Source organism: Actinoplanes sp. NPDC051388 (assembly GCF_055586225.1).
In genome coordinates, this window is sequence record NZ_JBVJIP010000001.1 from 478,723 (window position 1) to 500,680 (window position 21,958).

A 21,958-nucleotide genomic window follows, 5' to 3' on the forward strand; every position below is an offset into this window, starting at 1 on the left:
AGAGCGAGGAACGGAGGACCGCACCACATGCGCAGGCCCCTTATCGGACTCACCGCATACGCCCAGCACGTGACCTACGGCGGCAACGACCTGATGGCCGGCATGCTCCCGATGACCTACGTCCGGGCCGTGCACGCCACCGGCGGACGCGCGGTGCTGATCACCCCGGACGACCCCGACCCCGACGTGCTCGAGTCGCTGGACGGCATCATGTTCTCCGGCGGCGGCGACGTCGACCCGAAGCACTGGGGCGCCGAGCCGCACCCGGCGATCGACGTCGACGAGGCGCGCGACCACGCCGAGCTGATGCTCATGCGGGCGGCGCTGGAGATGGACCTGCCGACCCTGGGCGTGTGCCGGGGCATGCAGGTGATGGCCGTGGTCGCCGGCGGTTCGCTGCACCAGCACCTGCCCGACCTGATCGGCCACGACCGGCACCGCGCCGCTCCGGGCACCGACCCGCTGGCCGCCGAAGCCTCGGCGTACGGCCGGCACGACGTGGTGATCAAGACCGGCTCGCAGGCGCACGCGCTGCTCGGCCAGCGGCTGACCGTCAACTCGTTCCACCACCAGGGCGTCGACGACCCGGGCTCGTTCGTGGCCACCGGCTGGTGCCCGGACGACCGGGTGATCGAGGTCATCGAGCACCCCGAGCTGACCTTCGCGCTGGGCGTGCAGTGGCATCCCGAGCGCACCGGCGACCTCCGGGTCTTCGCCGCGCTGGCCGAGGCGGCCGCCGTGCGGTCCGGTCTCGCCCGTCCGGCGCTGGCGGCCTGACCACTTCGATTGCGACCATGAGCCGATGAAGGTGCACGAGAACATCGACGGCCGGCTTCGTGAGTTCATCCTCGGACAACCCATGTTCTTCGTCGCCACCGCGGCCGCCGAGGGCCGCGTCAACGTGTCACCCAAGGGCATGACCGGCACCTTCGCGGTGCTCGGCCCGCTGCGGGTGGCCTATCTCGACTATCACGGCAGCGGCGCGGAGACGATCGCGCACCTGCGCGCCGACGGCCGGATCACGCTGATGTTCTGCGCCTTCGCCGGGCCGCCGAACATCGTCCGGCTGCACGGCACCGGCCGGGCCATCCCGATCACCGACCCGGAGTACGCCGAGATGCTGCCGAACTTCATCGCCCCGCCGGACACCCACGGCGCCCGCTCGATCATCGACGTGCGGGTCGACCGGGTCAGCGACTCGTGCGGCTACGCCGTGCCGCTGATGGAGGTCATCGGCGAGCGTGACCTGCTGATCCGGTCGCACGCCCGGCGCGACGACACGCAGCTGGCCGAATACCGCCGGGTGAAGAACGCGACCAGCATCGACGGGCTGCCGGTCTTCGAGTAGCAGATCTCGAGCGGTACGCCGCGCGCGGCGGTGTTACCGTGCAGAACCGAGGCGACCGGGAGGAGTGCGCGTGGGCTCGAGCGAGGCGCTGCCGCCACGGCTGCGCACAGCGTTCGAGCGTGGCGGCGAGATGGGTCGCCGGATGCGCGAGTTCGACTGGTCGACCTCGCCGCTGGGCCCGCCCGAGCGGTGGTCGCCGGAGCTGCAGAGTGCCACCGCGACCATGCTGGCCTCCCGGGCGCAGATCGTCATCTTCTACGGGCCGCAGTACTGCGCTCTCTACAACGACGCGTACATCGCCGCGATGGGTGGGAAGCACCCCGCATTTCTGGGCCGGCCGGGCGCGGAGCTGTGGGCCGAGACCTGGGGTGTGCTGCAGGAGCTGTTCGAGGGCGTGGTCCGCGACGACGAGTCGTTCTGGGCCGCCGACCACCCCTTCCAGCTCGAGCGGCACGGCTTCCTCGAGGAGACGTACTTCGATATCTCGTACGACCCGATCCGCGGCACCGACGGGTCGGTCGAGGGGATCATCTGCATCGTCACCGACACCACCCGCCGGGTGCTCAACGAGCGCCGGCTGCGCACCCTGAGCGCGCTCGGCCGCCGGCTCGCCGACCACGAGGACCAGGCCGGGCTGGGCGCGCAGGTCACCCAGGTGCTCGCCGAGGACGCCGCGGACGTGCCGTTCGCCGCGCTCTGGCTGGACGACCCGGCGGACGGCGGCGAGCTGACGGCGGCCGGCTCGACCGGCGCGGTGGCCGAGCCGCTGAGCGGGATGCGGGCGGCGGACCGCGAGATCGTGGCCGGCGTGCTGCGGTCGGGCCGGCCCGGGCGGATCCCGATCGCCGCGGTGTGCGACCCGCCCGCGACCGCCGCCGACGAGGCGCTGGTGCTGCCGATCGGGCTGGGCACCGGCAACGCCGGGGTGCTGATCGTCGGGGTGAGCCGGCATCTGGCGATGGACCGCGACTACGGCGACTTCCTCGACCTGGCGACCGCGCAGATCTCCCGGGCGGTGGCCAACCATCGGGCCTTTGAGCAGGAGCGCCGCCGGGCCGCGGAACTGGCCGCACTGGACGCGGCGAAGACGAACTTCTTCTCGAACGTCAGCCACGAGTTCCGCACCCCGCTGACCCTGATCCTGGGCCCACTCGAGGAGCTGCTCTCCGGTTCCCTCGGCCCGGAGCTGACCGACCGGCTGCAGCTGATGCACCGCAACGGGTTGCGCCTGCTCAAGCTGGTCAACACGGTGCTGGACTTCTCGCGGCTGGAGTCCGGGCGGATGCGCGCCGAATACCGCCCGACCGACCTGGCCGGCTACACCACGCGGCTGGCCGGCACCTTCCGCGCGGCGACCGAGCAGGCCGGGCTGCGGCTCACCGTCGAGACCCCGCCGCTGCCCGCGCCGGTGCACGTGGACCGTGAGATGTGGGAGAAGATCGTCTTCAACCTGCTCTCCAACGCGATCAAGTTCACCCGGTCGGGCGGCATCACGGTGACCATGACGGCGACCGGCGGCGAGGCGGTGCTGACCGTCGCGGACACCGGGGTCGGCATCCCGGCCGACGAGCTCGGCAAGCTCTTCGACCGTTTCCACCGGGTCACCAGCACCTGGTCGCGCAGCCACGAGGGCACCGGCATCGGCCTGGCCCTGGTGCGTGAGCTGGCCGAGCTGCACGGCGGCTCCGCCTCCGCACAGAGCGAGGTGGGTCGCGGCAGCGTCTTCACCGTCCGGCTTCCCCTGGGTACGGACCACCTGCCGCCCGATCGCCTGGTGCCCGACGACCGGATGATCGGCGAGGAACTGGAGCCCCGGCTCTATGTCGAGGAGGCCCACTGGCGGTCCGGCGAGCCGGCTTCGGAGCCGCACCACGTGGGCGCCGTCCAGGGCGCGCGGCCGGGCCGGATCCTGCTCGCCGACGACAACACCGACCTGCGGGACCACGTTTCCCGGCTGCTGCAGCCCTTCTTCGACGTGACCGCGGTGGCCGACGGGCTGGAGGCGCTCGAAGCCGCGCTGAGCGAGCGGTTCGACCTGGTGCTGACCGACGTGATGATGCCGCGCCTGGACGGCTTCGGGCTGATCGAGGCGCTGCGCGCGGACGAGCGCACCCGGGACGTGCCGATCGTGGTGCTCTCCGCCCGGGCCGGCGAGGAGGCGTCCGTCGAGGGCCTCACCGCGGGCGCCGACGACTACCTGGTCAAGCCCTTCTCCGCCAAGGACCTCACCGCGCGGGTGCGCACCAACCTCGAACTGGGCCAGGTCCGCCGGCAGATCATCTCCCGACTGCGCGGCCTGGTCGACGCGGCCGCCGCGGTGAACACGGTGAGCACCACCGCCGAGGTGCTCGACGTGGCCGCCCGGCACGTCCGCGCGATGACCTCCGCGGGCCGGGTCGTGCTGACCGCACCGGGCGGCGTCCGCGCCGAGGTCGACGGCGGCGCCGCGCCGGACGCCCGGCCGGTCTCGGTGCTGCCGCTGCTGGACACGGCCGGCAACGAGCGCGGCGAGCTCAGCGTCTGGGAGGGCTCGGACGGCGTCCCCGAGCCGGCGCTGCTCACCCAGCTGGCCCGGCTGATCGGGCTGCGGCTGGAGAACGCCCGGCTCTACGAGGCCGAGCACCGGATCGCCAGCACCCTGCAGCACAGCCTGCTGCCCGCCTCGCTGCCGCGGATACCCGGCGCGATGGTGGCCGCGCGCTACCTGCCCGGCAGCAGCGAGGCCGACGTCGGCGGCGACTGGTACGACGTGATCCCGGCCGGCGACCGCCTGTTCCTGGTGATCGGCGACGTGGTCGGCAAGGGCGTGCAGGCGGCGGCCGGAATGGGCCAGCTGCGCAACGCGCTGCGGGCGTACATCCTGGAGGGTTTCGGCTGCGGGGAGAGCCTGACCCGCCTCAACCGCCTGGTGCACAACCTGGGCCGGCGGCAGTTCGCCACCGTGGTGTGCGTCAGCTTCGACCCGCGCAGCCGGCTGCTCAGCTACTCGTCGGCGGGGCACCCGTCCCCGGTGGTGGCCGATCGGGGCGAGGAGGGCACGTTCCTCTACCCGGCCGCGATGGGCCCGCCGATCGGCGCGCTGGCCGATGTCGACTACCCGACCCGCGAGGTCGAGCTGGCCGCCGACAGCCGATTGCTGCTCTACACCGACGGGCTGGTCGAGGATCGCGACCGCGGCATCGACAGCGGGCTGGCCGACCTGATCGTCGACGTGGCGAAGCCGTCCGAGCACATCGAGGATCTGCTCGACACGCTGCTGAGCAAGGCCTCCCAGCAGACCCGGCGGGACGACATCGCGCTGCTCGCGTTGCAGGTCACCGAGCCGCGCGAGTTCGTGCTGCGGCTGCCCGCCGACCCGACCCGGCTGAGCGTGCTGCGCCGCCGGCTGGACGACTTCCTGATCGCGCACGAGGTGCCGGATGCGGACGTCTTCGACCTGACCGTGGCGGTCTCCGAGGCGGCGGCGAACGCGATCGAGCACCCGGTCGACCCGGCCGAGGCGGCGATCACCGTGGAGGCGTCGCTGGACGACGACGCGGTCACCGTCACGGTGCGGGACACCGGGCGGTGGCGACCGTCGACGGGCCCGGGATTCCGGGGCCGAGGACTGGCCCTGATCGGCGCGTTGTCGGACATGTCCGTCACCCGATCGGACACCGGCACGTCAGTGACGCTGCGCCGGGTCGTTACCCGGCCGTCTTGACCCAGGGCTGGCCGGACAGCCCGGAGATGTCCAGCACGCGCAGCACCTGCGGCGAGGTCACCACCTCGAGGCCGTCCCGGTAGTGCTCGCTCAGCCGGATCAGCGCCTGGATGGCCGCCGAGTCGAAGAACGTCACCGCGGTCAGGTCGAGGGTGGCGGCGCGCACCCCGTCCGGGGTGGCTTCGCGGAACATCGAGTCCGCCGTCGACATGTCCACCTCGCCGGTCACCACGACCATGACGCGATCGCCGGAGACCTCGCCCGTGGCGGTGAAGATGCCGAGACCGTCTTGATCCACGGATGCACGATGACACAGCGTCCGGAGGGCGGCAACAACCGGTTCAATGTGGGCAACCGACCTGTTATGTGACGGGCGCCGAGGTGTGCCGGTGCCCCGCGGATCCGGCGATAGGCTGGGGTGATGAGTGTTCGTGCCCCCCTCGTCCCGGGGAAGCAGACACCGTGGCGCACGGTGCCCGGGCAGATCGTCAAACCGGAATATGTGGGTAAAGAGCGCCCGAAAGAGTGGCGTGGCTCGCACGTGCAGACCGCGGAGACGATCGACAAGATGCGCCTGGCCGGCCGGCTCGCCGCGCAGGCCACCCAGCTCGCCGGTGAGCACTGCAAGCCGGGGGTGACCACCGACGAGGTCGACCGGGTGGTGCACGAGTTCCTGACCGACCACGGCGCCTACCCGTCGACGCTGGGCTACAAGGGCTTCCCGAAATCGTGCTGCACGTCGCTGAACGAGGTGATCTGCCACGGCATCCCGGACAGCACGGTGATCGAGGACGGCGACATCGTCAACGTCGACGTCACGGCATACATCGGCGGGGTGCACGGGGACACCGACGCGACGTTCTGCGTGGGCGACGTGTCCGAGGAGGCGCGGCTGCTGGTCGAGCGCACCCACGAGGCGATGATGCGCGGCATCCGCGCGGTCGCGCCGGGCCGCCCGATCAACGCCATCGGCCGCGTCATCGAGTCCTACGCGCGCCGGTTCGGTTACGGCGTGGTGCGCGACTTCACCGGCCACGGCATCCACGAGATCTTCCACTCGGGGCTCTACATCCCGCACTACGACAACCCGCGGCTGGACACGATCATGGAGCCCGGGATGACGTTCACCATCGAGCCGATGATCACGCTGGGCACCCACGAGTGGGAAATGTGGTCCGATAACTGGACCGTCGTCACCAAGGACCGCAGGTGGACGGCCCAGTTCGAGCACACGCTCGTGGTGACCGAGGACGGTTCCGAGATTCTCACCCTGCCGTGACCGCCGTCGCCTCGCATCATCACGCGGATGTCTCCGGCGGTGGGTTGCGGGCTGCCACGTTCGGCGCGATGGACGGGCTGGTCACCAACATCGCCCTGATCGCCGGGGTGGGCGGCGGCGGGGCGGGCACCCGCACGCTGATCCTGGCCGGGGTGGCCGGCCTGGTGGCGGGCGCGATCTCGATGGGCATCGGCGAGTGGACCAGCGTGCGCACCTCCAACGAGCAGGTCGCCGCCGAGCTGGCCAAGGAGCTGCGCGAGCTGCGTCGCAACCCGGAGGGCGAGGCGGACGAGCTGGTCGAGATGTGGACCGCCCGCGGCCTGCCGGTCGGCCTCGCGCGCCAGGTCGCCGACGTCCTGAAGGATCGGCCGGAGCAGGCGCTGCGGGTGCACGCGCAGGAGGAGCTCGGCGTGGTGCCGGACGAGCTGCCGAGCCCGTGGACGGCGGGATGGTCCTCGTTCGTGTGCTTCGCGCTGGGCGCCCTGGTGCCGCTGCTGCCCTACCTGTTCGGGCTGGACAGCCTGTGGATCGCGCTGGGCGTCGGCGGCGCCGGGCTGTTCGCGGCGGGCGCCGTGGTGGCCCGCTTCACCCGGCGGTCGTGGCTGCTCAGCGGGCTGCGGCAGCTCCTGCTGGGCGCGCTGGCGGCGGCCGTGACCTATGGGGTCGGCCTGCTCATCGGCCTGTGAGCGGGTTTGCGCGGGCTCATTGGTCGAACAGGTCTTTGAGCGTGCCGTCGACCGGGCGGCCGCGGGCGGTCAGGTCCTCGGCCTGGGCCTTGAGCACCGCCGCCAGCTCGGTCATGTCGGCGCCGGCCAGGCCGGTTCGTTTGACCGCGTCGGCGCGGTTGCGGAAATAGGTGCGGCTGAGCAGGCCGGTCACCATCGCGGCGTGCAGGCGGGCTTCGGCGATCAGCACCAGGGCGGTGTCGGTCTCGTACCACTCGGCGAGCCGGACCGCCCGGGAGAGCGCGGCGGACGCGACGCACCAGTTGCGCCGGGCCAGGCCGGTGAACTCGCCCGGCCGGGTCTCGGCCAGCTTGCCCAGGTGGGCGTCGCGCTGGGCGGCGAACCAGCCGTGCGGGTCGAACAGCGACTTGGCGCTGACATAGCGGTCCGCGACCAGCGGCCAGCGCGGGGTCAGCTCGCGGGCCCGGCGCATTCCCTCCTCGGCGTTCACCACGGTCAGATCGACCAGGATGCCGTCCACCTTGCGCAGCGCCGGGCGCGGGCCGTTCTGCCGGTAGGTCACCACGGTCATGTTGAGGTCGCTGCCGTCGGTGTCGTCGCCGTGCGCGAGGGAGCCGTGCACGCCGATCGCGCGCACCTCGGCCGACCATCGGGTCTGGATCACGTCGCGCAGGCGGACGGCCAGGTAGCCCCGCGGATTCGCGACGTCGATCTCGTCCTGCGTCACCCGAACATTGTCGGGCATTCATGTTTCCCGCGCGGCCTCGGCTTGCTTACGGTTTTCCCGCTTACGGCTTTCCGGCTCTCCCGCTCACGGTCTTCCCGGAAAGGCCAGGGTCACCGGGGTGACGCCGGCCTTCTTGCGCCAGCGGGTGGCCATCACCGCGGTGGCGGCCAGCGCGCTCAGCGAGGTGGACCGATCGGCGCCGGTGGTCTCCGGCAGCGTCGCCCGCCAGGCCTGGGCCACCCCGTCCTCGATCTGGATGGCCAGCTTGAGCGCGCTCGCCCGGTCGGTCACCGGGAACGGCAGGTCGTAACCGGCCGGCGCCGGGGCCGCGCTGGCCTGGAGCTGATCGAGGCGGCCGACCAACAGGTCGCGGCGCCCGCGGTGGTCGGCCTCGGCGGTCCGGGCCAGGTCGCGGTCGCTCCCGCTGAGATGGACCCCGAGCAATCCGTACGCATAGATCGCCGCTTCTTCCGCCGACAGCGCCTCGCCGATGCTCATCGCAGCGCCTCGACGTGCGTCGCGCGGCAGGCGGCGACCGAGCCCAGCAGCAGCACTCGGTCGGTGGGCGCGGTGCGGGCCGACGTGACGGCCGTGCGCTGGGCGCTCTGCGTGGCGGTCCGCAGCTCGGCGACGGTGCCGGCCACCGCGGCGGCGCTCGCGCTCGGCGCCGCCGACGGCTCGGCGGCGCCGATCAGCCGGGCCAGCTCGGTGGCGTGCGCGCGATGATCTTCACCCAGGGGGGTGAGCCGGGCGGCCAGGTCGGGTTGGGCGACGGCCAGGCGGTCGCACATCGCGGCGAGCGCGCGGGCCTCGTCGAGCACGGGCTGCATCGGGTCGGGCTCGGGGATCGGGGCGGGGTCACTGCGGAAAAGTCCACAACCGGTCAGCGCCGCGCCACTCAAGGTCATGCCCGCGGCCGTGCCCAGCACACGCCGCCTGTCCCACGTCCCCACGGCGAACAGTCAACACCATCGACACCACCTTTCCGGACCCCGCCATTGACCAGCGCATGGTGGAGATTCGGCCCGGCGGCGGCGGGGCCCCGCGAAGGGCGCGTTACGCTCTGCGCAGCCGCCGGGGGTTATCGGCCCGGCGGCATGCCGGTGTTCCCGGCGACGGAAGGAAGGGGTGGGTAACGATGACGCAGCGTGGTCGCGCCGGCGCTCGTCCCGGTCATCGCCGCCCTGGTGGCCGCGATCGTGACGCCGCCGCCGAGCAGCGTCCCCCGGGCGCCCCGCGGATCGATCTGGCCGCCGCCAAGGCCCGGGTGATCGCCGTGATCGAGCCGGTGATCGCCAAGGCCGGTTACGACCTGGAGGACCTCACCATCTCGCGAGCCGGCCGCCGGCACGTGCTGCGGGTCATGGTGGACACCGACGGGGGAATCAATCTGGACGACGTCGCGGTCGTCTCGCGGGAGATCTCCGACGCGCTGGACGCCGCCGAGGAGTCCGGCGCCGAGGTGCTGGCCGGCGAATACCAGCTCGAGGTCGGCTCGCCCGGCGTGGACCGGCCGCTGACCGAGCCCCGGCACTGGCGGCGCAACGTCGGCCGCCTGGTCGCCGTGAACGGTTTGACCGGCCGCGTGACCGCGGCCGACGAGCAGGGCATCGTGCTCGACGACCGCGAGATCGCCTATCCGGAGCTCGGCCCCGGCAAGGTGCAGATCGAGTTCAAGCGGCTGGACGAGGCGGTTTTCGAGGGCGACGACGAGCCCGACGACGAGGACGACATTGAAGGGGAGGGCGAGGACAAGTGAACATCGACCTCGCGGCGCTGCGCGCCCTGGAGCGCGAGCGGGAGATCCCGTTCGACACGATCCTCGCGGCGATCGAGACCGCGCTGCTGACCGCATACCGCCACACCGACGGCGCGGAGAGCCACGCCCGGGTGGAGATCGACCGGAAGAACGGCGCCGCGCTGGTCTTCGCCCAGGAGATGGACGACGACGGCACGGTGGTCCGGGAGTGGGACGACACGCCGCACGACTTCGGCCGGATCGCCGCGATGACCGCCAAGCAGGTGATCCTGCAGCGGCTGCGGGAGGCGACCGACGAGGCCCACTTCGGGGAATATGCGGGCCGCGACGGTGACCTGGTCACCGGGGTGGTGCAGGCCGACGCCGCCCGGGCCGAGAAGGGCATCATTATCGTCGACCTGGGCAAGCTCGAGGCGGTGCTGCCGCAGTCCGAGCAGGTGCCCGGCGAGACCTATGAGCACGGCGCCCGGATCCGGTGCATCGTGGTGCACGTGGTGAAGGGCTTCCGCGGCCCGCAGATCACGTTGTCCCGCTCGCACCCCGCGCTGGTCAAGAAGCTGTTCGCGCTCGAGGTGCCGGAGATCGCGGACGGCACCGTGGAGATCGCGGCGATCGCACGTGAGGCAGGTCACCGCACCAAGATCGCTGTCCGCTCGACGGTGCCCGGGGTGAACGCCAAGGGCGCCTGCATCGGGCCGATGGGCCAGCGGGTGCGCGCGGTGATGAGCGAGCTGCACGGTGAGAAGATCGACATCATCGACTGGTCGGACGACCCGGCCCAGTTCGTCGGCTACGCGCTCTCCCCGGCCAAGGCACTGCGGGTCGAGGTGGTCGACGCGGCCACCCGCACCGCCCGGGTGACCGTGCCCGACTTCCAGTTGTCCCTGGCCATCGGGCGTGAGGGGCAAAATGCCAGGCTCGCCGCCCGGCTCACCGGCTGGCGCATCGACATCAAGCCGGACAACGAGCCGGCCGATGTCACGGAGCACGATGCGGCCGAAGCCGGAAGCTGACCGAATACGCGCAGCCGAAGGCGGAGGAGTAGACTCGTCGGTGGCTGGGCCGACACGCACCTGTGTCGGTTGTCGCTCACGCGTCCCAGCCACTGTGTTGGTGCGGTTCGTCGCCGTTGAGGTGGAGGGTTCCCTCCGGCTTCAGCCCGATCCGAGCCGCCGACTGCCGGGCCGGGGAGCGCACTTGCATCCCGATCCGGCCTGCTTCGCGCTGGCGGAGCGGCGTCGTGCCTTCGGGCGCGCGCTGCGCCTTTCTGGTGTTGCTGACACCGGACTGCTGGCCGAGCACATCCGAGCGGTCTCTCAGCCGCCCGGAGCCATCCATGGTGGGGCTTTGGAGCCCCACCCGGACCAGCAAGGTAGGACGACCGACATGAGCACACGATGAAGTCCCTGAAATGACAAGGCTTCTAGTGCACGAGTGAGGTCGCTGCGGGTGCTGCTCGCACGACCTCGAAGTGAGGAGTGCAGTGCCAGGTAAGGCCCGCGTACACGAGCTCGCGAAGGAGCTCGGGGTCGACAGCAAAACCGTTCTCGCCAAGCTCAAAGAGATGGGCGAGTTCGTCAAGTCCGCATCCAGCACCGTCGAGGCTCCCGTGGCCCGGCGGCTCCGTGGTGCTCTCGAAACTTCCAACGGCAGCAGCGCTCCGGCGCCGGCTGCGACCCCGAGCGCGCCCAGGATCCCATCGACGACCGCGCGGCCCACGCCGCCACGTCGTCCCACCGCCCCGGCCTCGGAAGCGCCCGCGAGCGCTCCGTCCTCCCCGGCGGCACCCAACCCGGGCCCGATGTCCCGGCCCCGGCCGGGCCCCGCGGCCCGTCCCGGTCCGACTCCGGGTCCGATCGCCAAGCCGGCCAGTGCGCACGACATCGAGGTGGCGGCCGCTGAGGCGCGCGCCTCAGCGCTGAAGGCCGAGCAGGAAGCCGCCGTCAAGGCGGCCCAGGCCGCGCGGACGCGCGACGCCGAGCGCCGGGCGGCCCAGCCGCCGGCGACCGACGGCACCCGTCCCCGTCCGCCGGGTCCCGGCACGGTTCCGCCGCGCCCGGGTTCGCCCGCGGCCGGTCGTCCCGGTCCGGGTGGCGCCCCCACGGGTCGTCCCGGCCCCGGTGGCAACGCCCCGCGCCCGCCGGCGCGTGGTCCCGGCAACAACCCGTTCGGCGTTTCCCAGGGTGGCGGTCGTCCGTCTCCCAACGCCATGCCGCGCCCCAACCAGGCCGGCATGCCGCCGCGGCCGAGCCCTGCCTCGATGCCGCCGCGGCCCAGTCCCGCGTCCATGCCCTCGCAGCGCCCCGCCGGTCCCGGCGGCGGTCGTGGCGGTCCCGGCGGCGGCGCAGGCCGTCCCGGCGGTCCCGGCGCCGGTCGTGGCGGTCCCGGTGGTGGCGGCGGCGGTGGCTTCCGTCCCGGTGGCGGCGGCGGTGCTGCCGGTGGCGGCTTCCGTCCCGGTGGTGGCGGCGGCGCCGGTGGTGGCGGCGGTTACCGTGGCGGCCCTGGTGGCGGCGGCGGTGGCGGTGGCTACCGCGGCGGTCCCGGTGGCGGTGGCGCACCGGCCGGTGGCGGCGCTCCCGGACGTCCGGGTGGCGGCGGTCGCGGTCGTGGCGGTGGCGCCGCGGGTGCGTTCGGTCGTCCCGGTGGACGTCCGACCCGTGGCCGGAAGTCGAAGAAGCAGCGGCGTCAGGAGTTCGACAACCTGTCGGCCCCGGCGATGAGCTCGGGCGCACCGCGCGGTCAGGGTCAGGAGATCCGGCTGTCGCGTGGCGCTTCGCTCTCCGACTTCGCCGACAAGATCAACGCCAACCCCGGCTCGCTGGTCCAGGAGATGTTCAACCTGGGCGAGATGGTGACCGCCACGCAGTCGGTGTCCGACGACACCCTGCTGCTGCTCGGCGAGCACCTGGGCTTCACCGTGGTGATCGTCAGCCCGGAGGACGAGGATCGCGAGCTGCTCGCGCAGTTCAACATCGACCTCGACGCCGAGGTGGACGTGGACCGGCTGGTCACCCGGCCGCCGGTGGTGACCGTCATGGGTCACGTCGACCACGGTAAGACCAAGCTGCTGGACGCGATCCGCAAGACCAACGTGATGGGCGGCGAGGCGGGTGGCATCACCCAGCACATCGGCGCCTACCAGGTCACCGTGCCGCATCAGGGCGAGGAGCGGGCGATCACGTTCCTGGACACCCCGGGTCACGAGGCGTTCACCGCCATGCGTGCCCGCGGCGCCCAGGTGACGGACATCGTCATCCTCGTGGTCGCGGCCGACGACGGCGTGATGCCGCAGACGGTCGAGGCGTTGAACCACGCCAAGGCCGCCGAGGTGCCGATCGTGGTGGCGGTCAACAAGGTCGACAAGCCGGACGCCAACCCGGACAAGGTCCGTCAGCAGTTGACGGACTACGGCCTGCTCGCCGAGGAATACGGCGGTGAGACGATGTTCGTCAACGTCGCGGCCAAGCCCGGCATCGGCATCGACGAGCTGCTCGAGGCGGTCCTGCTGACCGCGGACGCGGCACTGGAGCTGACCGCTCCGGTGGACGGCCCGGCACAGGGTGTCGCGGTCGAGGCCCACCTGGACAAGGGTCGTGGCGCAGTCGCCACCGTCCTGGTGCAGAAGGGCACGCTGCGGGCCGGCGACTCGATCGTGGCGGGCGGCGCGCACGGTCGCGTCCGCGCCATGCTCGACGAAAACGGTCAGAACGTGGCCGAGGCGGGCCCGGCTCGGCCGGTGCTGGTCCTGGGTCTGACGTCGGTGCCCAGCGCCGGCGACACGTTCCTGGCCGCCGAGGACGACCGCACCGTGCGGCAGATCGCCGAGCAGCGGCAGGCTCGCCGTCGTGCGGCGACCTTCGCCAACTCGCGTCGCGGCCGCACGCTCGAGGACCTGGTCAACGAGCTCAAGGAGGGCGAGAAGGCGTCGCTCACCCTGGTGCTCAAGGGCGATGGCTCCGGTTCCGTCGAGGCTCTCGAGGACGCGCTCTTCAAGATCGATATTCCGGACGAGGTGCAGCTCAAGGTCATCCACCGCGGTGTCGGTGCGATCACCGAGAGCGACGTGAACCTGGCCTCGGCGTCCTCGGACGCCACCGCCACGATCATCGGCTTCAACGTCCGGGCCTCGAACAAGGTCAAGGAGCTGGCCGACCGGGCCGGCGTGGAGATCCGCTACTACAGCGTCATCTACCAGGCCATCGAGGAGATCGAGGCGGCCCTCAAGGGCATGCTCAAGCCGGAGTTCGAAGAGGTCGAGCTGGGCACGGCGGAGATCCGCGAGGTCTTCCGCTCGTCCAAGATCGGACTCATCGCCGGCTGTCTGGTCCGCAGCGGTGTCATCCGGCGCAACACCAAGGCCCGCGTCCTGCGGGACGGCGTGGTCGTGGCGCAGGATGTCACGATCAGCTCGCTCAAGCGGTTCAAGGACGACGCGACCGAGGTCCGCGAGGGCTTCGAGTGCGGTTTGACCTTCACCGGCTTCGGCACGCCGCAGACCGGTGATGTGATCGAGACCTTCGAGATGCGCGAGAAGCCGCGCGCCTAGTCGGTTCGGTAATGCAGAGCGGCCCCCGAGCTTTCGCTCGGGGGCCGCTTTTGTCAGGCCGCTTTTCGGGCCACCACGATGTCGCGCTCGATCGACTGGTCCACGCGGTGTGCCAGGTCCTCGTGCGGGACGATCTCCAGGTCGTGCGCCGTCAGGATGTCCTCGGCGTACGCCCGCTTGGCGACCTTGAGGTTCCAGGACAGGCCGATCGCGCCGCCCGGGCGCAGCAGCGGCAGCCACTGGGGGACGGCCCGCTCCAGCAGGTCGAGCGGGCGCCGGTTGAGGCCGCCCTCGTCGTCGTAGCTGCCGTGGGACACGCCGTAGGGCAGGTCGGCGACCAGGACGTCGGCGACGCGGGGGCGGATCAGGCCGTCCAGCTGGGTGGTGTCGGTGTTCAGCACAGTGATCTTCTGAATGGCGCCGGACTTGTGATCGTCCTTCGTCGCGGCGAGGGTGATCTCCAGGCGGCGGGCGGCCTTGCGGCCCTGCCGGCGGACCGGCACGAGCTCCGCCGAGTGCTTCAGGCGCTTGCGCTTCAGCCAGGTCTGCAGGAACAACTTGTACGCCTCGACATCCTTGCCGTCGATCTCCACGCCCAGGCCGTCGTGGCCGTACATCAGGGCCTGGTTGAGGGTTGTGCCGCGACCGCAGAGCGGGTCCAGGACGGTCAGGCCGCCGTCCAGCATGCGCGGGGCGGACGCCGAGGCCAGCAGGGTGAGGTTGAGGACCAGCTTGGTGAACTGCTCGTTGGTCTTGCCGGCGTATTTCGGAATGGTGATCAGGTCGCTGTCGTAGCGGGCCAGCGGGCTGATCGGCACCGGGCGCAGCAGATCGTCGTCGACCCGCTCGTCGTCGTTCACCCGCTCGAACAGGGCGAAGGCGGAGGACATGTTGGCCAGGTGGGCGACGTCGCGCTCGGTGAGGTCGCCGTCGAACCCGAGATATTCGACACCGCCGATGCGGACCGGCTCGGCGGCGCCGATGGGTGCGGACAGGACGCGGTTGAAGGCGCTGAGTTCCGCGGTGGCCAGGCGGCCGGCCTGGTCGGCGTACACCCGGTTGGCGGACGGGGCGAGCAGGAGCGCGTACCGAGAAGACATCCGGAAAATATCCCACCCGGCCCGAGTCGCACCGGCGCTAGGGTGCTGCCGTGTTCACTGAGACTGCGTTGTTCGACATTCTGTTGCCGGGGGATTCGAGGTCGCTGAAGCAGAAGCGGTCCTACGTGCGGCCGATCCTCGCGATGTTGCGCAAGTTCGAGGTCAGTGTGGCCGAGGTCGGCCATCTGGAGCTGCACGGCCGCGCCGCGATCGGGGTGGCCGTGGTGGCCGCCGACCGGGCGCACGCGGCCACCGTGATCGACACCTGCGAGCATCAGGTGGCCGGCCGGCCCGAGATCGAGTTGCTGTCGGTGAAGCGGCGACTACACGGCGACGACGACTGAGTCCGGTTATCCACAGACGCACCTCCGGCGCGTTCGGCTGCAACTCCTGCTGGGTAGGCTCAATCCGTTGGGCGGGCGCTCTGGTGGATGGGCGCAATGCCCGCAGTCAACAGCTCTGTCGGAGGTGGGCGAAATGTCGGACCCGGCCAAGACCCGTCGGCACGCCGAGCGCGTGCGCGAGTTGGTGGCGTCGCTGGTGCGCGAGATCAAGGATCCCCGGCTCGGCATGGTGACGGTCACGGACGCGCGGATCACCGGCGACCTGCGCGAGGCGACCGTCTATTACACCGTGCTCGGCGACCCGACCGAGCAGGCCGCCACGGCCGCGGCGCTGGAGAGCGCCAAGGGCATGCTGCGCACCCGGGTGGGCCACGCGCTGGGCCTGCGCCACTCGCCGAGCCTCGCGTTCGTGCTGGACAACGTGCTCGACCACGCCAAGGAGATCGACGACCTGCTGGCCGCCGCGCGCAACCGCGACGCCGAGGTGCAGCGGCTGGCGGCGGGCAAGCAATATGCGGGGGATCCGGACCCGTACAAGAGCGAGGACGACGAGGACGAAGAGCCGGATCGGGTGGGCGCCCGCGAGGACCAAGGGTGACCGAGGTCGTCACCCGCTCCGCGGTCCCGGCGCAGCCCGGGTTGCCGCGTGAGTCCGACTGGTCGGCGGCGGTCGCGGTGATCCGCGAGCTGACGCCGGCCGGCCGGGTGCTGCTCATCTGCCACGTCAATCCCGACGGCGACGCGCTGGGCAGCATGCTCGGCTTCGGGCTCGGGCTGCGGCGGCTGGGCGTGACCACGCTGCAGGCGACGTTCCCCGGCACCTTCGAGGTGCCCGAGCCGTTCGCCGCGCTGCCCGGCCTCGACCTGCTGGTGCCCGAGTCCGAGGCCTGGACCGACCCCGACCTGGTGATCGCGTTCGACGCGGCGGCCGAGTCGCGGCTGGGCGCGCTGGCCGGCCGGTTGGCGCAGGCCCGGGCCACCGTCGTGCTCGACCACCACGCGTCGAACGCCGGCTTCGGCCGGGTCAGCCTCGTCGACCCCACCGCCGCGGCCACCTCGGTCGTGGCCGAGGAGCTGCTGCGCCGGCTCGACGTGCCGCTGGACGCGCAGATCGCCGAGTGCCTCTATGTGGCGCTGGCGACGGACACCGGCTCGTTCAAGTTCGACCTGACCACGCCGCGGGTGCACGAGATGGCCGCCCGGCTGATCGCGACCGGCCTGAGCCCCGGCGAGATCTCGCGGCGCACGTTCGACACCCGGCCGTTCGGCGCGGTGAAGCTCTTCGCCGACGTGCTGGCCCGCGCCGAGCTCGACCCGGCCGCCGCGGCCGGGCACGGCATGGTGTCGACCTGGGTGACGCAGGACGACCTGCGCAAACACGCCCAGCGGCCCTATGTGATGGATGCCCTGATCGACCCGATCCGCACGGTCGCCGAGGCGGACGTCGCGGTGCTGATCAAACAGACCGGCGACCAGGCCTGGGCGGTGTCGCTGCGCAGCAAGGGCGCGGTGGACGTGAGCGAGGTGGCGATCGTCCTCGGCGGCGGCGGGCACCGGCTGGCGGCCGGCTTCACCGGGCACGGCACCCCCGGCGACATCGTCGCGGCCGTGCGCGAGCTGCTCGAGAGCCATCTCGTCGGATAAGTGACTGTCCCGTAGGGCGGGATCCGCGGGGCACACAGCGAGACTTAACGCTAGTTTGGGTTAACGGTCATTTGGGTTTCGCAGCGGTCGTGACCACCGCCCGACGCGATTCCCCGAGCACCCGGGTCCACCGACCCGGGCGCGTCGCCCGCCAGTCGCCCGGCGATCCCGGGCAGGTCCAGCGACACCAACTCGGCCCGCTTCTCGGGCGCTGTGTCTTCTCAGGCACTCCGTGCGCCCACCGCCGTGGAAGGACCACGATCATGGCTGCCAAGCCCAAGCCCCAGCCCCGCCCGTCCGACGAGGCACGCGAGCAGGCGCGCCGCGCCCTGCAGACCTCCCTGGACACGCGCCAGTAAGGCTTGTAAGGACCGCTCCAAGTTTGATTCCTTACCGCTCGGCGGGCATCATGGATTTCCATGAGCCCGCCTGCCGAGACCGTGCCCGCGCCGCCGACCGCCTCCGCGCGGCGGATCGCGCAGCTCGCGCTGCCGGCACTGGTCGTTCTGGCCGCTGAGCCGCTCTACGTTCTGGTCGACACGGCCGTGGTCGGCCACCTCGGTCCCGTCCCGCTGGCCGCCGTCGCGGTCGGCGGCACCGTCATGTCGGTGGCCGTCTGGTTCGGCACGCTGATGGCCTATGGCACCACCGGCCGCGCGGCCCGCCGGTTCGGCGCGGGTGACCGCTCCGCCGCCGTCGCCGAGGGCATCCAGGCCTCCTGGCTGGCGCTCGCCACCGGCCTGCTGATCGTGGTGCTGGTGCAGCTCGTCGCCGACCCGCTGGCCCACGCGCTGGCCGGCGACCCGTCCGCAGCCGACGCGGCGGCCGGCTGGTTGCGCATCGCGGTGCTGGGCGCGCCGGGCCTGCTCCTGGCCGCGGCGGGCAACGGCTGGATGCGCGGCGTGCAGGACACCCGCCGCCCGCTCTATTACATCCTCGGTGCGAACGTTCTCTCCGCGATCCTGTGCCCGCTGCTCGTCTATCCCGGCGGGCTGGGCCTGACCGGCTCGGCGATCGCCAACGTCACCGCGCAGACCGTCGCCGGGGTGTTGTTCCTGCTGGCGGTCGTCCGCGAGAAGGCTGGGCTGCGTCCCGTACCGTCGGTGATCGTCAACCAGCTGGTCCTCGGCCGCGACCTGCTCATCCGCGGCGGCGCCTTCCAGCTGTGCTGGCTCTCGGCGACCGCCGTCGCGGCCCGCTTCGGCGTGGCCGCCGTCGGCGCCCACCAGATCGCGCTGCAGCTGTGGTTCTTCGCCGCGCTGGCCCTGGACGCGGTGGCGATCGCCGCGCAATCCCTGGTCGGCGCCGCCCTGGGCGCATCCGACGAGATGTCGGCCCGCGACGTGGCCCGCCGGGTGACCATCGCCGGCGGCATAGCCGGGGTGGCTTTCGCCCTGCTCGCGGCCGCCGGCGCCGGCGTCATCCCGTCGCTGTTCACGGGCGACCAGGCGGTCCGCGACCAGGCCGCGATCGTCTGGCCGTGGTTCGTGGCCCTGCTGCCTTTCGCCGGCGTGGTCTACGCCCTGGACGGCGTCATGATCGGTGCCGGCGACGTCGCCTTCATGCGCAACATCACGATCATCGGCGCGCTGGCCGGCTTCCTGCCGGCGATCTGGCTGGCGTATGCCTTCGACTGGGGCCTGGGCGGGGTATGGGCCGGCCTGGGTCTGTTCACCCTGGTCCGCTTCGCAGGCATGGTGTGGCGCTGGCGCTCCGGCCGCTGGGCGGTCCTGGGAGCCACCCGGTAGCTTGCCCTTGACCCCTCATCTGGAAGTTGCTGCGCTTCCTGGCGTGCTCGTCGTTGGTTCAGCTACTTGGCCGCCCGCCTGGACGCGGGCTTTCATCCGCCAAGGCGATGGCGGAGGACCCGATCGCCCGTCGATCCGGCATTTCCGCCGCGCTGACCCGGACCCGTCTGGGCGCCGGGCAGCAGTTCTGGCTCGGCTCGCTCCATGCCGGACGGGTGATCGTGTTGTGGACCGACACCACCGCGGTTCACCTGCTCCGTGACGGCGTCAAGTCCTTTGCGTCACGGTTCAGCCTGATCGGGCTGCGGCTCCTCGTGGCCCGCCTGGGCCTTCATCGGTCGCTACGGCGGATCTGATCAGGGCTCGACACGCGCGGGGGGCGTGACACGCTAGCTCTGCCTACCTATGGGCAACACCGGGCTGGTGGTGGCGGGATGGGCGGGGCCTGGGCTTGGCGGATACCGATGAGCAACAACCCGCGGTTGCGGGCTTGCTCGTTCTTGGTGGGGCTGGGCTCGTCGGGTTGGCGGTGATGCTCGAGGCTGAGCACTCCGGTTCTTTCTCGGTGGCACGGCTGTTTCTTGGTGGCGCGGCTGACGTTGGCGGCGGCCGGACGATGTTGTGGGCTTCTGTGCTCTCCGCCGGGCTTTTATGGTGGCGGGATGTCTGAGCTTGGCGTGGTGGAGACGTGGCTGGATGCGATCAGCCGGCGCGATGTGGGCGCCGCGGTGGCGGTCAGCCGGGCGGAGATCGAGGTTGCCGGGCCGCGCGGGCGGGGCTTGATGCCGGCCTCGGCGCTGGGGGAGTGGCTTGCCCGGTCGGGGTTCTCGGGTCGGCCCGTTCGGTGGTTCTGCGGTGGGGATGGGCGGGTGGTGGTCGAGCTGGACGCACAGTGGACCGACCCGATCTCGGGCGTTCCGCAGGACAATCTGCTGGTCGGCGCTTCGGTGCGGGTGGATGGCGGTTTGCTGTCCGCCTTTGAGCGCTTCGATTCCGGTGTGGCTGCCGCGCTTGCGGCCGCCGGGCTGGATGCGGATCGCGATGAGGTCACCGTTCGGGCGTGAGCGCGGGGAGCGGCACGGTCGCGATGCGGTCACCGTTTGGGCGTGGGCCTGAGGCCGCCGCGGTGAGGGCGACGCCTCGGCTTGGGTGTGATGCAGTGCCTGTGGCCGGGTCAGGTCGCCGCTCGAGCTTGAGCACTACGCCGTGCATGCGGCTGCGTTGCGGGCGTGGGCGATCGAGCGGGCTCGGGCTGAGTGTGCTGGCTCATCGGGAAGGGCTTCGGCACTGTGCGGGGGAGCCCAAGGCCCGCCCTCGAGCGGGTGGTGGCTGAGGGCGAACGGCTTGGGGTTGCGCGTAGCGCGGGCGCTTGGATCACGCACGTTGCGGTGAGGGCGGCTGCGGAAGCGGAGCGTGCAGCCGCCCGGAGCCGCCCTCGGCGTGAGCAGCGATCTGTGCCACCCACCCCGCTGCGACCGCTAGAAAGCTGGTGATCTGGTGGTGAAGCCGGTGGCTACCGTCGAACGGCGGGGGAGGGCGCCGGTGCCGTTGCCCTCCCAGCGGAAGACCGTGCCCGCTCCGTCGATGCACATCAGGTCGTTGAAGCCGTCCCGGTTGTCGTCGCCGACGCCGACCACGTCGCGGACCGCGTTCCAGCCGGTGCCGATCTGGCGTCGCGCGGCGAAGGCGTTGGTGCGGCCGGCGTAGAAATACAGCGCGCCGGTGCTGGTCAGCCTGGCCACCAGGTCGGGGATGCCGTCGCGGTCCAGGTCGCGGGCGCCGGCCAGTTCGCTCATCGTGTTCCAGCCGCTGCCGCCGACCTTGACCCGGGTGCCGAAGGACACGCCGGCCCGGCCGGGGTAGAGGTAGAGGCTGTTGTCGGCGGTGTCCACGACCAGCAGGTCGGGGTAGCCGTCGCGGTTGAAGTCGCCGATCGGGGTCAGCTCGCGCAAGGCGTTGGCGCGGGTGCCGATCTGCTTGCGGGTGCCCAGGCCGGTGCCGGTGCCGGGGTAGAACCACACGGTGCCGGTGGCGGACTCGCGGGCGACCACGTCCTCGCGCCCGTCGAGGTTCCAGTCGCCGATCCGGATGATGGCGCTCATCGCGTTCCAGCCACTGCCGAATGTGGACGGACTCTGCAGGGTGGTGCCGTTGCCGGGGTGGATCGACAGCGCGCCGCCCGAGCGGGTGAGCAGGTCCGACCAGCCGTTGCCGGTGAAGTCGCCGGACGGTGTCCGGGGCATCGGCGCCACGTCGAGCACGTCGTTGTCGATGTTGATCGAGACGCCGCCGTGGGTCTCGATGTGGTCGCCGCGGTATTGCTTCATGCGGCGCTGCGGGGTCCAGTAGGACGACGGGATGGCCGCGTCCGACACGGTGGAGATGTTGTCCCAGCGGGCGAAGTCGACGTAGTCCGGTCGCGACCAACCGGCGGTGTTGTAATTTTCCACCACGTCCCCGACGCCGGAGCTCATGCTGCTGTAGAAGCCCGACAGATAGCCGTGGTCGTGCAGCCGCGCGGTCCAGCCGCCGATGAAGGCCAGCACTCCGGCCCGGCAGGCGGCGTCGTCGGTGCGGTAGGCCTCCATGTCATAGATCAGCACGCTGTCGCGGGCCAGCCCGAGCGCGCGGGCCTGGGTCGCGGCGTCGTCGGCCATCTCGCGGCCCTGCGCCGCCGCCCGCGTGTTGTCGATCTTGGCGGGCTTGGTCGACATCGTGCAGGACGCCTGCATGCCCAGATAGATCGGCATCAGGTGCCAGCCGGCCGCGGTCTGCTCGGTGACCCACGCCGCGGTCAGGTTGGTCTGCGCGCAGGACCGGTTGGTGCCGCCGATGTAGATGCCGAGCGCGCGGTAGGGCGACGAATCCCACGCTCGCATGGTCGCGCTGGACGGAGCGGCGCAGGCGTCGAAGCCCTCGCCGCGGAACGTGCCGGGATGAACCGAGTCGGCGGCCGCGGGCGCTGCCGGGAGCAGCAGCGCGAACGCGGTCAGGAATGCGGCGGCCGATGCACCGCGATGGATGGACACCGCGTCATGACAACAAACCCGGTCAATGCCCGGCCAGGCCTGGAG

At 71.7% G+C, this 21,958-nt stretch carries 21 protein-coding genes; 15 read left to right on the top strand and 6 right to left on the bottom strand.

What is annotated here, in order from left to right; translation table 11 throughout:
* Positions 1-27 precede the first annotated feature (27 nt).
* The 3 genes from ACZ6TI_RS02300 to ACZ6TI_RS02310 all read left to right on the top strand — a co-directional run bounded on the left by ACZ6TI_RS02300 (position 28) and on the right by ACZ6TI_RS02310 (position 5,051).
* Positions 28-777, top strand: coding sequence for a gamma-glutamyl-gamma-aminobutyrate hydrolase family protein (locus tag ACZ6TI_RS02300; RefSeq protein ID WP_465343153.1), 750 nt, complete (start codon positions 28-30; stop codon positions 775-777).
* A 25-nt stretch (positions 778-802) separates the two neighbouring features.
* Positions 803-1,348: a pyridoxamine 5'-phosphate oxidase family protein gene (locus ACZ6TI_RS02305; RefSeq protein WP_465343154.1), complete on the top strand. Its 546-nt coding sequence runs from the start codon at positions 803-805 to the stop codon at positions 1,346-1,348.
* A 130-nt stretch (positions 1,349-1,478) separates the two neighbouring features.
* A complete protein-coding gene (locus ACZ6TI_RS02310) occupies positions 1,479-5,051 on the top strand; it encodes a SpoIIE family protein phosphatase (RefSeq protein WP_465343527.1) in 3,573 nt (1,190 codons plus the stop codon).
* Here the strand turns inward: ACZ6TI_RS02310 and ACZ6TI_RS02315 are convergent.
* Positions 5,035-5,349, bottom strand: a complete 315-nt coding sequence (locus tag ACZ6TI_RS02315) for an STAS domain-containing protein (protein ID WP_465343155.1) — start codon at positions 5,347-5,349, stop codon at positions 5,035-5,037. The genes ACZ6TI_RS02310 and ACZ6TI_RS02315 overlap by 17 nt on opposite strands.
* 123 nt (positions 5,350-5,472) lie before the next feature.
* Between ACZ6TI_RS02315 and map the strand changes: the two genes are divergently transcribed.
* On the top strand, positions 5,473-6,330 hold the full coding sequence (gene map / locus ACZ6TI_RS02320) for a type I methionyl aminopeptidase (RefSeq protein WP_465343156.1): 858 nt from the start codon (positions 5,473-5,475) through the stop codon (positions 6,328-6,330).
* The gene (locus ACZ6TI_RS02325; protein WP_465343157.1) at positions 6,327-7,016 is read left to right on the top strand and encodes a VIT1/CCC1 transporter family protein; all 690 of its coding nucleotides are present in this window, start codon (positions 6,327-6,329) and stop codon (positions 7,014-7,016) included. The genes map and ACZ6TI_RS02325 overlap by 4 nt, the downstream gene beginning before the upstream one ends.
* Positions 7,017-7,032: 16 nt before the next feature.
* Here the strand turns inward: ACZ6TI_RS02325 and ACZ6TI_RS02330 are convergent, their stop codons facing one another.
* From ACZ6TI_RS02330 to ACZ6TI_RS02340, 3 genes are all read right to left on the bottom strand, one after another.
* Positions 7,033-7,743 (bottom strand): nucleotidyltransferase family protein, encoded by a 711-nt coding sequence (locus ACZ6TI_RS02330; RefSeq protein WP_465343158.1) that lies wholly within the window; start codon positions 7,741-7,743, stop codon positions 7,033-7,035.
* Between the two features lie 84 nt (positions 7,744-7,827).
* Positions 7,828-8,241, bottom strand: coding sequence for a ferritin-like domain-containing protein (locus tag ACZ6TI_RS02335; protein ID WP_465343159.1), 414 nt, complete (start codon positions 8,239-8,241; stop codon positions 7,828-7,830).
* Positions 8,238-8,651, bottom strand: a complete 414-nt coding sequence (locus ACZ6TI_RS02340; RefSeq protein ID WP_465343160.1) for a hypothetical protein — start codon at positions 8,649-8,651, stop codon at positions 8,238-8,240. Before ACZ6TI_RS02340 ends, ACZ6TI_RS02335 begins: the two co-directional genes overlap by 4 nt.
* A gap of 230 nt (positions 8,652-8,881) precedes the next feature.
* Between ACZ6TI_RS02340 and rimP the strand changes: the two genes are divergently transcribed.
* The 4 genes from rimP (at position 8,882) to infB (ending at position 14,048) form a co-directional block, all read left to right on the top strand.
* Complete coding sequence (gene rimP / locus ACZ6TI_RS02345) at positions 8,882-9,502, top strand: ribosome maturation factor RimP (protein ID WP_465343161.1); 621 nt, start codon at positions 8,882-8,884, stop codon at positions 9,500-9,502.
* Complete coding sequence (nusA, locus tag ACZ6TI_RS02350) at positions 9,499-10,515, top strand: transcription termination factor NusA (protein ID WP_465343162.1); 1,017 nt, start codon at positions 9,499-9,501, stop codon at positions 10,513-10,515. The genes rimP and nusA overlap by 4 nt, the downstream gene beginning before the upstream one ends.
* Positions 10,493-10,903, top strand: a complete 411-nt coding sequence (locus ACZ6TI_RS02355) for a YlxR family protein (protein WP_465343163.1) — start codon at positions 10,493-10,495, stop codon at positions 10,901-10,903. The genes nusA and ACZ6TI_RS02355 overlap by 23 nt, the downstream gene beginning before the upstream one ends.
* 82 nt (positions 10,904-10,985) lie before the next feature.
* A complete protein-coding gene (gene infB, locus ACZ6TI_RS02360) occupies positions 10,986-14,048 on the top strand; it encodes a translation initiation factor IF-2 (RefSeq protein WP_465343164.1) in 3,063 nt (1,020 codons plus the stop codon).
* A 53-nt stretch (positions 14,049-14,101) separates the two neighbouring features.
* Here infB and ACZ6TI_RS02365 read toward each other — a convergent pair whose 3' ends face one another.
* Positions 14,102-15,148, bottom strand: a complete 1,047-nt coding sequence (locus ACZ6TI_RS02365) for a TRM11 family SAM-dependent methyltransferase (protein ID WP_465343165.1) — start codon at positions 15,146-15,148, stop codon at positions 14,102-14,104.
* A gap of 50 nt (positions 15,149-15,198) precedes the next feature.
* Between ACZ6TI_RS02365 and ACZ6TI_RS02370 the strand changes: the two genes are divergently transcribed.
* The 6 genes from ACZ6TI_RS02370 to ACZ6TI_RS02395 all read left to right on the top strand — a co-directional run bounded on the left by ACZ6TI_RS02370 (position 15,199) and on the right by ACZ6TI_RS02395 (position 19,948).
* The gene (locus tag ACZ6TI_RS02370) at positions 15,199-15,492 is read left to right on the top strand and encodes a DUF503 domain-containing protein (RefSeq protein WP_465343166.1); all 294 of its coding nucleotides are present in this window, start codon (positions 15,199-15,201) and stop codon (positions 15,490-15,492) included.
* A 133-nt stretch (positions 15,493-15,625) separates the two neighbouring features.
* Positions 15,626-16,090, top strand: a complete 465-nt coding sequence (gene rbfA, locus ACZ6TI_RS02375) for a 30S ribosome-binding factor RbfA (RefSeq protein ID WP_465343167.1) — start codon at positions 15,626-15,628, stop codon at positions 16,088-16,090.
* On the top strand, positions 16,087-17,136 hold the full coding sequence (locus tag ACZ6TI_RS02380) for a DHH family phosphoesterase (protein ID WP_465343168.1): 1,050 nt from the start codon (positions 16,087-16,089) through the stop codon (positions 17,134-17,136). The genes rbfA and ACZ6TI_RS02380 overlap by 4 nt, the downstream gene beginning before the upstream one ends.
* Positions 17,137-17,555: 419 nt before the next feature.
* Positions 17,556-18,884 (top strand): MATE family efflux transporter, encoded by a 1,329-nt coding sequence (locus ACZ6TI_RS02385; protein ID WP_465343169.1) that lies wholly within the window; start codon positions 17,556-17,558, stop codon positions 18,882-18,884.
* 26 nt (positions 18,885-18,910) lie between these two features.
* The gene (locus ACZ6TI_RS02390) at positions 18,911-19,240 is read left to right on the top strand and encodes a hypothetical protein (protein WP_465343170.1); all 330 of its coding nucleotides are present in this window, start codon (positions 18,911-18,913) and stop codon (positions 19,238-19,240) included.
* Positions 19,241-19,546: 306 nt separating this feature from the next.
* The gene (locus tag ACZ6TI_RS02395) at positions 19,547-19,948 is read left to right on the top strand and encodes a hypothetical protein (RefSeq protein ID WP_465343171.1); all 402 of its coding nucleotides are present in this window, start codon (positions 19,547-19,549) and stop codon (positions 19,946-19,948) included.
* 414 nt (positions 19,949-20,362) lie between these two features.
* Here the strand turns inward: ACZ6TI_RS02395 and ACZ6TI_RS02400 are convergent, their stop codons facing one another.
* The gene (locus tag ACZ6TI_RS02400) at positions 20,363-21,913 is read right to left on the bottom strand and encodes a glycoside hydrolase domain-containing protein (RefSeq protein WP_465343172.1); all 1,551 of its coding nucleotides are present in this window, start codon (positions 21,911-21,913) and stop codon (positions 20,363-20,365) included.
* Positions 21,914-21,958 lie beyond the last annotated feature (45 nt).